The sequence below is a fragment of the Microbacterium sp. NPDC064978 genome (assembly GCF_044543605.1).
Classification (GTDB): domain Bacteria; phylum Actinomycetota; class Actinomycetes; order Actinomycetales; family Microbacteriaceae; genus Microbacterium; species Microbacterium meiriae.
Genome location: NZ_JBITWF010000001.1, coordinates 1,003,673 through 1,017,506, shown reverse-complemented (window position 1 = coordinate 1,017,506; position 13,834 = coordinate 1,003,673). Strand labels below are relative to the sequence as shown.

At 71.3% G+C, this 13,834-nt stretch carries 11 protein-coding genes; 9 read left to right on the top strand and 2 right to left on the bottom strand.

Going from position 1 to position 13,834, the window contains the following annotated elements:
* Nucleotides 1-24 precede the first annotated feature (24 nt).
* From ACIGJI_RS05160 to ACIGJI_RS05135, 6 genes are all read left to right on the top strand, one after another.
* On the top strand, nucleotides 25-966 hold the full coding sequence (locus tag ACIGJI_RS05160; RefSeq protein ID WP_247642057.1) for an ABC transporter permease: 942 nt from the start codon (nucleotides 25-27) through the stop codon (nucleotides 964-966).
* Nucleotides 963-2,759 (top strand): dipeptide/oligopeptide/nickel ABC transporter permease/ATP-binding protein, encoded by a 1,797-nt coding sequence (locus ACIGJI_RS05155; protein WP_363445723.1) that lies wholly within the window; start codon nucleotides 963-965, stop codon nucleotides 2,757-2,759. Before ACIGJI_RS05160 ends, ACIGJI_RS05155 begins: the two co-directional genes overlap by 4 nt.
* The gene (locus ACIGJI_RS05150; protein ID WP_363445725.1) at nucleotides 2,756-3,604 is read left to right on the top strand and encodes an ATP-binding cassette domain-containing protein; all 849 of its coding nucleotides are present in this window, start codon (nucleotides 2,756-2,758) and stop codon (nucleotides 3,602-3,604) included. Before ACIGJI_RS05155 ends, ACIGJI_RS05150 begins: the two co-directional genes overlap by 4 nt.
* Nucleotides 3,605-3,651: 47 nt before the next feature.
* Nucleotides 3,652-4,239, top strand: coding sequence for a TetR/AcrR family transcriptional regulator (locus ACIGJI_RS05145; protein WP_101846902.1), 588 nt, complete (start codon nucleotides 3,652-3,654; stop codon nucleotides 4,237-4,239).
* Nucleotides 4,240-4,273: 34 nt separating this feature from the next.
* A complete protein-coding gene (locus ACIGJI_RS05140) occupies nucleotides 4,274-4,948 on the top strand; it encodes an alpha/beta hydrolase (RefSeq protein WP_363445727.1) in 675 nt (224 codons plus the stop codon).
* 74 nt (nucleotides 4,949-5,022) lie between these two features.
* Nucleotides 5,023-6,012 carry a methyltransferase dimerization domain-containing protein gene (locus tag ACIGJI_RS05135; RefSeq protein ID WP_363445729.1) on the top strand — a complete coding sequence of 330 codons (990 nt, stop codon included), beginning with the start codon at nucleotides 5,023-5,025 and terminating at the stop codon, nucleotides 6,010-6,012.
* Nucleotides 6,013-6,098: 86 nt separating this feature from the next.
* On the opposite strand, the gene ACIGJI_RS05130 is transcribed toward ACIGJI_RS05135, so the two are convergent.
* Complete coding sequence (locus ACIGJI_RS05130; RefSeq protein WP_363445731.1) at nucleotides 6,099-7,442, bottom strand: amidohydrolase family protein; 1,344 nt, start codon at nucleotides 7,440-7,442, stop codon at nucleotides 6,099-6,101.
* 164 nt (nucleotides 7,443-7,606) lie between these two features.
* On the opposite strand from ACIGJI_RS05130, the gene ACIGJI_RS05125 reads away from it, so the two are divergent.
* Nucleotides 7,607-9,049, top strand: a complete 1,443-nt coding sequence (locus ACIGJI_RS05125; protein ID WP_363445733.1) for a glyceraldehyde-3-phosphate dehydrogenase — start codon at nucleotides 7,607-7,609, stop codon at nucleotides 9,047-9,049.
* 104 nt (nucleotides 9,050-9,153) lie between these two features.
* The gene (locus tag ACIGJI_RS05120) at nucleotides 9,154-10,197 is read left to right on the top strand and encodes a winged helix DNA-binding domain-containing protein (RefSeq protein ID WP_363445735.1); all 1,044 of its coding nucleotides are present in this window, start codon (nucleotides 9,154-9,156) and stop codon (nucleotides 10,195-10,197) included.
* Between the two features lie 91 nt (nucleotides 10,198-10,288).
* Here ACIGJI_RS05120 and ACIGJI_RS05115 read toward each other — a convergent pair whose 3' ends face one another.
* A complete protein-coding gene (locus ACIGJI_RS05115; protein ID WP_071328117.1) occupies nucleotides 10,289-11,731 on the bottom strand; it encodes an XRE family transcriptional regulator in 1,443 nt (480 codons plus the stop codon).
* Nucleotides 11,732-11,840: 109 nt separating this feature from the next.
* On the opposite strand from ACIGJI_RS05115, the gene ACIGJI_RS05110 reads away from it, so the two are divergent.
* Nucleotides 11,841-13,703, top strand: coding sequence for a phosphoenolpyruvate carboxykinase (GTP) (locus ACIGJI_RS05110; protein ID WP_363445737.1), 1,863 nt, complete (start codon nucleotides 11,841-11,843; stop codon nucleotides 13,701-13,703).
* Nucleotides 13,704-13,834 lie beyond the last annotated feature (131 nt).

The following is a 13,834-nucleotide window of genomic DNA, read 5'->3' as shown; positions in this document are numbered from 1 at the left end:
CCTCCTCACCCTCGAGAGGCCCCCATGCTCCTCTTCACGGCGAAGCGGGTGCTGTCCGGCATCCTCCTGCTCGTCGCGGTCTCGATCGGCACGTTCTTCCTCGCCCACCTCGCGATCAGCGACCCGACCGCCTCGCTCCTCGGGACCACGGCGAGTCCCGCGCAGCAAGAGGCGCTGGCGGCGAAGATCGGACTCGACCGCCCCCTGATCGTCCAGTTCTGGGACTGGTTCTCCCACGCGGTCCTGCTCGACTTCGGCGTCTCGTGGCGCAACTTCCAGCCGGTCGGCGCGCAGCTCGCGGTGAAGGTCCCCGTCACTCTCTCCGTCGTGACCCTCGCGACCCTCATCACCGCGGTCATCGGCGTCGCCTTCGGCATGATCACCGGACTCCGCCCCGGCACCTGGTTCGACCGCATCATCAAGGGGATCTCCGTCGTCCTCTTCGCACTTCCCGGGTTCTGGGTGAGCCTGGTCCTGGTGATGTGGCTGGCGGTGCAGCTCAAATGGTTCCCCGCCGTGGGCTACGTCCCGCCGACGCAGTCCGTCGAAGGCTGGCTGCGCTCGATCACGCTGCCGGCGATTTCCCTCGCCCTGGGCGGCATCGTCGCCGTGTCGGAGCAGCTGCGCAACGCCGTCATCGCCCAGAGCCGCCAGGACTGGGTGCGCACCCTCCGCAGCCGCGGCCTGTCCGCCGCCCGGGTGAACCTGCACATCCTCCGCAACGCCTCGCCCGCCGCGCTCACGGTGATCGCCCTGATGTTCGTGGGCCTGCTCTCCGGGGCGATCGTGGTGGAGCAGATCTTCAGCCTCCCCGGTCTGGGGCAGCTCACGAACCAGTCGTCGCAGAACGGCGACATCCCGATGCTGCTCGGGATCACGGTGGTCTCCATCGTCTTCGTCGTCCTCATCAACCTCCTGCTCGACCTCGTGCTCGGCTGGATCAACCCGAAGGTGCGCGTCGCATGACCACGACAGACATCCGCGTCGCCTTCGACCGGGCCGCCCAGAAGCGCCGGTCGAGCCTGTTCCGACGCTTCCTCCGTCACCCCGGCGGCTACATCCCGCTCGCGATCTTCGTGCTCATCGTGCTCGTCGGGGTGTTCGCGCCGTTGCTGGCGCCGATGGACCCGAACCTCGTCGACCTCGCGGCGGCCAAGGCCCCGCCCTCGCCGGAGCACCTGCTCGGCGGCGACTCCACCGGCCGCGACATCCTCAGCCGCCTCATCTACGGGACGAGGACGACACTGTGGGGTGCGCTCATCACGATCGTCACGGCGCTCGTCGTCGGGGTCCCGTCGGGTGTCGCAGCCGGGTACTTCGGCGGCGTCTTCGACCGGGTCGCGACCTGGATCAGCGACGCCCTCCAGTCGATCCCCGGGATGATCATCCTCCTCGTGGTCGCCGCCGGCAGCCGCAACAACTTCGAGCTGCTGATGGTCACCGTCGGTGTCTTCATGGTGCCGGGGTACTTCCGCATCGCGCGGTCGCAGACGCTCGCCGTCCGCGGCGAGGCGTACATCGACGCCGCCCGCGTGTCGGGCCTGTCGGACGCGCGCATCATCTTCCGGCACGTCATCACGGCCGTCTACCCGCCCGTCATCATCCAGACCGCGCTCACGGCCGGCATCGCGATGGGCATGCAGGCGGGGCTCCAGTTCCTCGGCATCGGCGACTCGAACGTGCCGAGCTGGGGCGCAATGATGCTCGAGGGCTTCCGGCTCATGCTCACCTACCCCCTGATGCTGCTGTGGCCCTCCGCCGCGCTCGGTCTCACGATCGCCGTCCTCGCGATCATGGGCTCCACGCTCGCCGAGCTCGTGCAGGTGCGCACGCCGCGGGCGGCCCGACGGCGGCGGCGCGGTGTGCTCGAGACCGGCGACGAGGTCGCCGCGGCTCCCGCCACGGGCAGCGTCCGCCACGAGGCCCCGGCGTCGGTCCTCCGCGTCGAGAACCTGTACGTCGTCCACGCGACGCCGACGGGGGAGACCGAGGTCGTGCATGGCGTGACCCTCGACGTCGCGCCAGGCGAGGTCGTCGGGATCGTCGGCGAGTCCGGGTCGGGCAAGTCGCAGACAGTGTTCTCGGTGCTCGACCTGCTCCCCGCGACCGGCCGGGCGACCGCCGACGCGATCTGGGTCGGCGGCGCGGAGGTCACCCACGCGACGCCGAAGGAGCGCCAGGCCCTGCTCGGACGCACGATCGGGTACGTGCCGCAGGAGCCGATGAGCAACCTCGACCCCTCGTACACGATCGGGCATCAGCTCATCGAGCCGCTGCGCCGGACGCACGGGCTCGCGAAGGCCGCCGCCCGGCAGCGCGCGCGGGAGGTGCTCCTGCGGGTCGGGCTGTCCGATCCCGATCGCGTGATGCGCAGCTACCCGCATCAGGTGTCCGGCGGCATGGCCCAGCGCGTGCTCATCGCCGGCGCGATCGCCGGTCGACCGTCGCTCCTCGTGGCGGACGAGCCCACCACCGCCCTCGACGTCACCGTGCAGGCCGAGGTGCTCGAACTGCTGCGGGAGCTGCAGGCCGAGTACGGCATGGCGCTGCTCATCGTGACGCACAACTTCGGCGTCGTCGCCGACATCTGCGACCGCGTGATCGTCATGCGCGGCGGCGACATCGTGGAGTCGGGGCCCGTGGACGAGCTCTTCGCCGCGCCCACCCAGGAGTACACGCGCGAGCTCATCGCCGCGTCGCTCGACGAAGCCGAGGGCCGCGCCGCGCTCGACGGCCGGCGGACGGAGGTCCCCGCATGAACGCCGCTCCGGTGAACCCCCTGCTGCAGGTCGACGACCTCGTGGTCGAGTACGGCCGCGGAAGACACGCCTTCCGCGCGCTGCACGGCGTCTCCCTCGACATCGCCCCCGGTGAATGCCTGGGCCTCGTCGGCGAGTCCGGATCCGGGAAGTCGACCCTCGGCAAGGCCATCCTCGGCCTCGCCCCGGTGACCGCGGGCCGCATCCGCTTCGACGGCCGGGACATCGGCGGCCTCGGCGGCAAGGCCCGACGGGCGCTCGCTGACGACGTGCAGGTCGTGTTCCAGGACCCGTACGGCTCCCTCAACCCGGCACTGACCATCGGCGACATCCTCGCCGAGCCGCTGCTGACGACGGGCATCGGAGCGAAGGCGGCCGACACGCGCGTGCGCGACATGCTCGACCGCGTGCGGCTGCCTTCCACGAGCATGGACCGGTATCCGAGCGAGTTCTCCGGCGGGCAGCGGCAGCGCATCGCGATCGCCCGCGCCCTGGTCCGCGGACCCCGGCTGATCGTGTGCGACGAGCCGGTCAGTGCACTCGACCTCACCACGCAGGCGACCATCCTCGACCTCTTCATCGAGTTGCAGCGCGACACCGGCGTGGCCTACCTCTTCGTCTCGCACGACCTCGGCGTCGTCCGGCGGGTCTGTCACCGGGTCGCCGTGATGTACCGGGGGGAGATCGTGGAGATCGGGGACGGCGAGCAGGTCACCCGCGCGCCGCGTCACCCGTACGCCGAGCGCCTGCGACTGGCCTCACCCGTCGCCGACCCGGTGGCGCAGCGGGAACGCCGGGCGCAATGGCTCGCTCTGCGGGAGGTGCCCGATGCGGCGGTACGGTAGCTCCAGGCCGGAACACGCCACACCCCGGACTCGGCCGGAAGGACGCCATGCCGAAGATCATCGACCACGACCAGCGGCGACGGGACATCGTCGAGGTGGCCAAGAGCATCATCCTGAAGGGTGGGTTCGAGGCGGCGACCATGCGCAGCATCGCCGCGGAGGCGGGCTTCGCGAACGGCGCGCTGAAGCACTACTTCCCCGGGAAGGAGAGCATCGTCGCGGCGACGTTCGAGACGATCCTGCAGCAGATGTCCGAGGGCGTGGAGGCCGCGGGGCAGGAACCGGTGGCGGCGGACGACGCGCTGCGGGGCTTCCTGCAGGCCACCGTGCCGCGCGACCCGGAGCAGATCGCCGCGGGCCGGGTGCTCCTGGCGCTCTGGGAATACGCGATGGCGAACGAGTCGCTGGCCGAGCTCTACCGCGGACACCTGGGTTCGTGGCGATCCTCGCTCATCGCGCGCATGGAGGCGGCCCGCGACGAGGGATCGATCCGCGATCAGGACTACGGCCCGCTCGCCGACGAGTACATCTCCGCGGCGGTCGGGGCGACGGTCATCAACCTCATGTACCCGGACGGCGACCGCATCGCCGACTACGAGAACTACATCGACCGGTTCCTCGCGCGGCTGCGCTGAGGGCGAGGGGCCGGTCCCGAGAGGACGGCCCGTCATGACCCTTCCCCCTGAACGACCCGTGGTGTTCTTGCACGGCCTCGCCTCGCGCGGCACGCAGGACTGGCCGGAGAGCGAGTGGGCGGCGGTGCTCGGCGACCGACCGCGCCGCGTCCTCGACCTGCCGGCGCACGGCGACGCCCCCGGGCTCGGAGCCGTGCCGACCTCCGCGGTGCTCGACGCGCTCGCCGCAGCGATCGGCCCGGACGAGATCGACCTCGTCGGGTACTCGCTCGGTGCCCGGCTCGCGTGGGACCTCGCCCGGCACCCGGGTGTCGCGGTGCGGCGTCTCGTGCTCGGCGGCCTCAGTGCGGGGGAGCCCTTCGCGCTCGTCGACCTCTCCGCCGCTCGGGCCGCGATCGCCGGCGGACCGGCTCCCGTCGATCCGCTGTCCGGGATGATCGTGCACATGGTGAGCCTGCCCGGCAACCGCCCGGACGATCTGCTCGACCTCATCGAGGGGCTCGCGACCGAGCCGTTCTCGCCCGAGGCTGCTGCCCCGGCGATGCCCGTGCTGCTCCTGGGCGGTACCGACGACCCGATGGCCGCGGGCATCGACGAGCTCGCCGCGCGGCTGCCCGACGTCCGGGTGCGACGCGTCCCCGGGGATCATCTCGCGGCGCTGCACACCGCCGCGTTCCGCGACGCTGTGCGCGGGTTCCTCGCGGACTGACCCGCCCGATCGACGCCCGGCCCCCTCCTGTCCTTTATTTCCAACGTTCGTACACATATCGAAAGGCATCCGCCATGACCGACACCCCCACCCCCGACGCCGCCCGCATCCTCGACATCGCCACCGGCTACATGGCCGCGAAGCAGCTCTTCCAGGCCAGCCGCATCGGCCTGTTCGCCGCCGTCGCCGCCGGCGCCGACACGGCTGCGGCGATCGCCGAGCGCTGCGGGGTGAGCGAGCGGATCGCCCGGCTGCTCGCCGACGCCCTCGCCGCGAAGGGTCTCCTCGTCCGCACCGAGGGGCGCTACGCGCTGGCCCCCGACGCGTCCGCCTACCTCACTGGGGAGGACGCGGTGATCGACCTCGCCCCCTTCCTCACCTTCCTCGACGAGATCAGCTACCCGCACTGGCTGCAGTTCGCCCACACGGTCGACACCACCGAACCGGGCGATCTGCAGATGGACGACGCGCGGTGGGGGACGTTCATGGCGGGGGTGATGACGTACAACCGCCTGCACGCACGGGAGTTCGGCCGGCTCGTCGACCTCGCGGGTGCGACGAAGGTCCTGGATTTCGGCGGTCTGTCCGCCGAGTTCGCCCTCGCCGTCATGGCACGCAACCCGCAGCTGCACACGACCTTCGTCTACGCTCCCGGGTTCGAGGACGGCGTGGCCGAGGCGGTCGCGGCGGCGGGCGTCGCCGACCGGGCCGCCGTCGAGGTCGGGGACACGGCGACCACGGCTCCCGAGGGCGCGTACGACGCGGTGTTCGCCAACCACGTCATCCACCGGTTCTCCGCGGAGGAGAACGCGCAGATCTTCCGCCGACTCCGTGCGGCGGCGGCCGACGGGGCGACGCTGACGGTGCTCGACTTCTTCCTCGACGACGACGACGAGCAGCGCGCCCTGGATGCCCTGCACGCGGGGGAGTACCTCGTGATCGACGGCACCGTGGTGTACCCCGAGTCCGAGGTGCGCGGTTGGCTGTCGGATGCCGGGTGGGCGGTGCGCGACACCGTCGCCCTGCCGGGGAGCCCGCGCGTGCTCCTGGCCACCGCGGTCTGACGACCGCGGTCCGAGACTGGTCCGAGGGGGATCAGAGGCGGGCGGCATGCGTGAACATGCCGCCCGCCGTTTTCGTGGGTGGGTGGTCAGCCGCGCGCGAACACCGTGCGGCCGTCGACGATCGTGCGCTCGACCTGGAGGGCGGCGAACGGGCGCCCCGGGGTGCACGGATCCTCGTCGAGCACCGTGATGTCCGCGACCCTGCCGAGTTCGAGGGTTCCCTTCCAGGTCGCGGCACCGTCCTGGATCGCGGCGTCCGCCGTCATGGTGCGCAGCAGCCGGCGCCGAGTCGCGGCGTCGTCCGCCCGACCGTCGGCGGCGAGGAGGGCGAGGGAGGCGTCGAGGCTGGGGCGCCAGTCCGGCGTGGCGATCGGCGCGTCGCTGGTCAGCGTGGTCAGCGCCCCCGAGGAGAGCATCTCGGCCAGCGGCCAGGCGGCGGCGACGCGGGCCTCTCCGAGCTGCACGGCCGCCCAGGAGTGCGTGTGCGCGGCGATGAGGGGCTGCACGGCGAACCCGACGCCGAGACGCTCCGCGCGGCGGATCTGCGCCGGCGTCGCGAGGTCGCCGTGCACGACGTGGTGGGGTGCCGGCGGCGGGGGAGTCTCGCCGGCGCGTTCCAGTGCGGTGAGGAACTCCTCGATCGAGCGATCGCCGGTGGCGTGCACGGCGATCTGGAGTCCGCGACCGGCGGCCAGGGCGATCATCTGCTGGAAGGCACTGAGCGGATCGGCGTCGCCGCGGGTGAGCAAGTGCCCGGTCGTCCCGTCGGGGTACGGGTCGGACGTCCACGCGGTGGCCATCGGCGGAATGCCGTCGGCGAAGATCTTCACGCCGGGGATCGCGAGCCAGCGCGGGTCGGTCGTCGGCGGCGGCATCGGGAGACCGGCGGCGAAGTCCTCCAGGGAGCTCTCCCCGTCGATCGTCCCGAACAGGCGCAGCAGCGTGACGCGCGAGGTCTGGGCCCCCTCGCGGTGCAGCTCCACATAGGACTCGAGCATGTCGGTGCCGAAGCAGCCGGTCTCCCCGTCGTCCTCCCCGGGGCCGATACCCGGCTCCGTGTAGCTCGTGATGCCGAGTTCCGCGAGCAGAACCCAGGCGCGGCGCAGGGCGCTGCGTCGCTCACCGGCTGTGGTCACGAGACGGCCGGTCGGCTGCTCGTCGGGCGGGGTGTCGGAGAAGAAGAGGTGCGGCCAGCGCGCGCCCAGCCACGCGGCATGGAGGTGCGCGTCGTTGAGGCCGGGGATCGCGGTGCGGCCGTCGAGCTGCACGATCTCGCGGGCTGGGAGGGCTTCGGCCGCGGCATCGGTGGCGACGATCATCCCGTCGCGGACGGCGATCGCGGTGGCGACGGAATCGGTGGCGTCGAACGTGTGGATGCGGCCACCGCGGAGGAGGAGGTCGGCGTCGTCGCCGAGGAGTGCGCTGCTCATTATTCCACCAGTGTAGACGTAAAACTCGCGCACTCGGGATGTCCCGCGCCGACCGATTCGGCGCGCGGTTCCGCGGCTTGTACCCTGGAGTCATCCCCCGAACACCCCGGCAACCTCGCGCGCGCCGGCGACCTCGGCGCGCGCTCACACATGCAAGGACGCAGATGAACGATTCCGCGGCACACCGCGACGAATGGACGGCGAGCGAAGAGCTGGCGGAGCGGATGATCCCGCTCATCGGGGCTCTCAAGCGCGAGCGCGACGTGGTCACCTCGCTGCACGGCCACCGCCTGCTCGGCCTCTCGGCCACCGGCCTCGTCGAGGTGCACGAGCGCGTGGCCCAGCTCGGCCACGCGCGCCTCGAGGTCGAGGACAGCCTGGCGGTGCTCGAAGGCATCCACGCTCTCGCCCCCGGCGCCTCGTCGATCGACGTGGCCCGCCTCGTGGAGGGGCATGCGGAGAGCGGCCGCCCGCTGGAGGAGTACCTGGCCGAGACCCTGGCCCCGGCCGTCGGCGCGGTCCCGGCGCCGCCGACCGACGTGGTGCTCTACGGCTTCGGGCGCATCGGCCGGCTGCTGGCCCGCATCCTCATCGCGCACACCGGCGGCGGGAGCGGACTCCGGCTCCGCGCCATCGTCGTGCGCCGCGGCTCCGAGAACGACCTCGTCAAGCGCGCGTCGCTGCTGCTGCGCGACTCGGTGCACGGCCGCTTCGCGGGCTCGGTCACGGTGGATGAAGAGGCCGAGCAGATCATCGCGAACGGCACGCGCATCCAGGTCATCTACTCCGACGACCCGGCGGCGGTCGACTACACCGCCTACGGCATCGATGACGCGATCGTCGTCGACAACACGGGCCGCTGGCGCGACGAGGCCGGACTCTCCCAGCACCTCCGTGCGACGGGCGTCGCCCGCGTGCTGCTGACCGCCCCTGGTAAGGGCCCGCTGAAGAACATCGTGCAGGGCATCAATGACGACACGATCACCGACGAAGACCGCATCGTCTCCGCGGCGTCGTGCACGACCAACGCCATCACCCCGGTGCTCGCCGCGATCGACGAGGCCTACGGCGTCGTGAAGGGCCACGTCGAGACCGTGCACTCGTTCACGAACGACCAGAACCTCATCGACAACTTCCACAAGGGCGACCGCCGCGGCCGCTCCGCCGTGCTGAACATGGTGATCACCGAGACCGGGGCGGCGAAGGCCGTGGCCAAGGCCCTCCCGCAGCTGGAGGGCAAGCTCACGGGCAGCGCGATCCGCGTCCCGACGCCGGACGTCTCGCTCGCGGTCCTGCACCTCACGCTGGAGCGCCCCGCCACCAAGGACCAGGTCAACGACTACCTGCGCCGGGTGTCGCTGCACTCGAAGCTCCGGCAGCAGATCGACTACGTGGAGAGCCCCGAGGTGGTCTCGACGGACTTCGTCGGCTCGCACCGCGCCGGCATCGTCGACGGTCTGGCCACGATCGCCGACGAGGACACCCTCATCCTCTACGTCTGGTACGACAACGAGTTCGGATACTCCTGCCAGGTCGTCCGGGTGCTGGAGACCATGGCGGGTTCGCATCCCGTCGTCCTCCCCACCCGCCGCGAAGTCACCCTCTGACCTCTCCCGTCGACCCACCCCCTTCCGCTCGACCCGGCCCCCTGCGTCCGCACGCACGGGGCCGGGGCACGCGAAAGGGGGTGGGTCGCGGCATGATGAGGGGCATGAAGACCCCACGATGGCGGGAGGAGCGGCTGCGGTGGCAGGGGCTGACCGCGCCGGAGGCGGACGTGGCGGGGGCGGCGGGGCGGCTGCTGGCGGTGCAGAGCCAGGACTTCACGGCCGGACGGTGGGCGCTGGCTGTGCGGACGAAGGGCGACGTACGCCTCCGCGACGTCGATGCCGCGTTCGACCGCGGGGACCTCGTCCGGGCCTGGACCATGCGGGGGACGCTCCACACGATCCCCGCGCGGGATGTCGGGTGGGTGCTGGAGGTCACGGCCGCACGGCAGCAGCAGCAGGCGGCCTCCCGACAGCGGCAGCTCGGCATCGACGACGCCATGATCGACGCGGTCGTCCGGGAGCTCACGCCGCGGCTCCGTGACGGCGGCCTCACCCGGAGCGAGATCTTCGCGGTGCTCGAGGGCATCGGCATCGACCCCTCGGGGCAGCGCGGCATCCACCTGCTGTTCGCGATGACCGTCTCCGGCGTGCTCGTGCAGGGGCCGGTCGTGCCGCGGGAGGGCATCACGCGGGAGCAGCGGTTCGTGCTCGCAGCGGACCACATCCGCGACCACGCCCGCCCGGACGACCCGCTGGCCGAGCTGTTCGTCCGCTACGTCGAAGGACACGGGCCCGCCGGGGTCGCGGACTTCGCGTGGTGGTCGGGCCTGACGCTCGGGCGGTCCCGGGAGGCGGCGGAGCGGGCGGCACCCCGGGTGACCGAGGTCGACGAGGGGGTCTTCGTCGGGAGTACCACGCCCCGGCGCGCGGCGGGCCGGCCGTCCGTGTTCGCCCTCGGTGCCTTCGACGAGTACTACATCTCCTATGCCGACCGCACCGTCGTGTGCGCTCCGGAACACCTCGCCGCCGTCGGGCCGGGGAAGAACGGGATGGTCCGGGCGACCGTGGTGGAGCACGGCCGCGTGATCGGCTGCTGGACGCACGCCGCCGCCGCGCGCACCACCCCTCCGACTCTCTTCGAGCCCCCCGAGGACCCCGCCGCCGTCACCGCCGCACTCGCCCGCTTCGCGGCCTTCATCGCCTGAGCCCTCGTCGACCCACCCCTTTCCGTGCCTCCCGGCCCCCTACGGCAGCGCGTAGCGGGCCGGGGCGCACGCAAGGGGGTGGGTCGGCGGGTCACTCACTCGCGTGGCGGCCGAGGAAGTTGTAGACCTCGTTGTCGTCCACGCCGGGGAACATGCCGCGGGGGAGCGGCGAGAACATGTGGGTGTGCACGCGGGCGCTCGGCCACGCCCGTCCCTTCCAGCGCTCCGTGAGCTCGGCCGACGGGCGGCGGCAGCACGCCTCGTCGGGGCAGGTCGACACGGCCCTGTCGTTCGTCTCGCGTCCCCGCCACCACCGGGCGTCGTCGAACGGCACGCCGACCGTGACGGAGAACTCGCCCTCGCTCGACGACCCGGTCTGCGTGGAGCACCAGAACGTGCCGGACGGGGTGTCCGTGTACTGGTGGTGCTCGACGGTGCGGTTCTGCTCCGTGAAGGCGGAGCGGGCCTGGAACTTCCGGCACACGCGCTGCCCCTCCACCGCTCCCGTCACGTCCATCGGCAGGGGCAGGTCGTCGTTCTCGTAGACGCGCGTGATGGCTCCGGTCGAGTCGACGCGCAGGAAGTGCAGCGACATGCCGAGGTGCTGCGTGAGCAGGTTGGTCATGCGCATGCCGGCGGCCTCGTGCGTCACGCCGAACCCGTCGCGGAAGTCCTCCACCGCGAGGTTGCGATCCTTCTTCGCCTGCTGCAGGAAGGCCACCGCGGCGGTCTCCGGCATCAGGCAGCACGCGGCGAAGTAGTTGATCTCCAACCGCTGCTGCAGGAAGTCGGCGTAATCCGTCGGCGGCGTGTGCCCGAGCAGGCGGTGCGCCATGGCCTGCAGTGCCATCGACCGCAGGCCGTGTCCACCGGGGATCGAGGCGGGGGGCAGGTAGATACGGCCGTTCTCGAGATCGGTGACCGAGCGCGTCGAGTGCGGCAGATCGTTGACGTAGATGAGTTCGAAGCCGAGCTTCTCGGCCATGATGCTCACGGTGCGGTGGGTCAGAGCGCCCTGCGAATGGCCGGCGGCCTTGAGCTGCTTCTCCGCGAGCTTCTCGATGTCCGGGAGGTAGTTGTTCTGCGCGCGCATCCGCAGTCGCAGCTCCGTGTTGGCGCGGCGGGCCTCCTCCGGGGTGGCGATGGCCTCGCGCTCGCGGCGCTGCAGCTCGCGGTGGAGGCCGAGGATGGACTCGATGGTCTCGTCGCTCATGCCCTTCGTGACGCGGACCGGGGAGACACCGAGCTGACGGAACACCGGGCTCTCCTGGGCCCGCTCCAGCTCGATCTCCAGAGCGGCACGCCGGTTCGGCGGCTCGCCGGAGATGAGGTCGGTCACTTCGGTGCCGGTGGCCTGGGCGATCGCCTGGAGGAGGGAGAGCTTGGGCTCGCGCTTGCCGTTCTCGATGAGGCTGAGCTGGGAGCCGGCGACGCCGACGAGGGCGCCGAGCTCGTCGAGGGTGTACCCCTTCTCCAGGCGGCGGTGCCGGATGCGGTGGCCGAGGGTCGTGAGGTGGATGCCGGAGGACGCCATTGTTTGAGTCTAGCGAAAGAACAGCGATTCTTATCGTTCGGTTTGGCCGAAAGTCCGCGTCAAGGGCGAAGAAGATGGAAGCAACGCCCCACACTTCGAAGGAGCAGTCATGGCCATGGCCGAAGTCCTCACCCCTCGCACGTCCCCTGTCACCCCGACGCGCACGTTCGGCACCGCCCCCTCCTACGACACCCCCGCAATGGCCGAGCTCGCCGCCTGGGTGGAAGAGATCCGCGCGCTCACGCAGCCGGACGCCGTGCACTGGGTGGACGGCTCGCGCGCCGAGAACGACTGGCTGCTGCGCGGACTCGTCGACGAGGGCAAGCTCATCAAGCTGAACCCCGAGTGGCGCCCCGGCTCGTACCTGGCGCGCTCGCACCCCAGCGACGTCGCCCGCACCGAAGCCCGCACCTTCATCGCCTCGGAGCGCGAGGAGGACGCCGGGCCCACCAACAACTGGGCCGACCCGGAAGAGATGCACGCGAAGATGGACGAGATCTTCGAGGGCTCGATGCGCGGCCGCACGATGTACGTCGTGCCGTTCTCGATGGGTCGCGTCGGCGGACCCCTGTCGCACATCGGCGTGCAGATCACCGACAGCGCCTACGCCGTCGCATCGATCGGCATCATGACCCGCGTGGGCGACGAGGTCACCCGCCAGATCGCCGAGGGCGCGCCGTGGGTCAAGACGGTGCACTCCGTCGGTGCTCCGCTGGAGGCCGGCGAACCGGACGTCGAGTGGCCCTGCAACGACGACAAGTACATCGTGCACTTCCCGGAGACGCTCGAGGTCTACTCGTACGGCTCGGGCTACGGTGGCAACGCCATCCTGGCGAAGAAGTGCTTCGCGCTGCGCATCGCCTCGGTGATCGCGCGTGATGAGGGCTGGCTCGCCGAGCACATGCTCCTCATCCGCGTGATCGACCCGCAGGGCAAGGCCTACCACGTGGCTGCGGCCTTCCCTTCGGCATGCGGCAAGACGAACCTCGCAATGCTGCGTCCGACGATCCCCGGCTGGAAGGTCGAGACCCTCGGTGACGACATCGCCTGGATCCGTCCCGGCGAGGACGGCCGCCTGTGGGCCATCAACCCCGAGGCCGGCTTCTTCGGCGTCGCGCCCGGAACGGGTGAGTCGACCAACGTCACCGCAGTCGAGACGCTGTGGGGCAACACGATCTTCACCAACGTCGCGCTCCGCCCCGACGGCGACGTGTGGTGGGAGGGCCTGACCGACGAGGCGCCCGCGAACCTCATCGACTGGGAGGGCAACGACTGGACGCCCGACTCCGGTCGTCCCGCGGCGCACCCCAACTCGCGCTTCACGGTGTCGGCGGCTCAGTGCCCGCAGATCTCCGAGGACTGGGAGGAGGCCGTGCCGCTCGACGTCATCCTCTTCGGCGGACGCCGCGCGAGCAACGTGCCGCTCGTGGTCGAGGCCACCGACTGGACGCACGGCGTCTTCCTCGGCTCGAACATCTCCTCCGAGCGCACGGCGGCGGCCGAGGGCACGGTCGGCGAGCTGCGCCGCGACCCGTTCGCGATGCTGCCGTTCTGCGGCTACAACATGGCCGACTACTTCGGTCACTGGCTCAAGGTCGGCCGGGGCCTGCGCTTCGACCGCGCGCCGCGCATCTTCCAAGTGAACTGGTTCCGTCGCGGAGCGGACGGCCGGTTCCTCTGGCCCGGATTCGGCGACAACTCCCGCGTCGTCGACTGGATCATCCGCCGCGTGGCCGGTGACGTGCCGGCGGTGGACAGCCCCATCGGACGCTTGCCGCGCGTGGAGGACCTCAACCTCGACGGGCTCGACATCCCCGCGGAAGACCTCGACGAGCTCTTCTCCGTCGACCCCGAGGCGTGGAAGGCCGAGGCCGACCTCACGGAGGAGTTCTACGACACCTTCGGCGACCGGGTGCCCGCGGCCCTCCGCACGGAGCTCGCGTCGCTGCGCTACCGCCTCGCGAAGGCGTAGCCCCCAGACCGGTGCCGGTTCGGGGGAGCCGGCACCCTCGGCCTCCGGGTCGAGCCCTACCCGCGAAGGCGGGGCATCAGAGACGAACCCATGGCTGAGTGGTCTCCGACGCCCCGCTTTCGTGTGCCCGA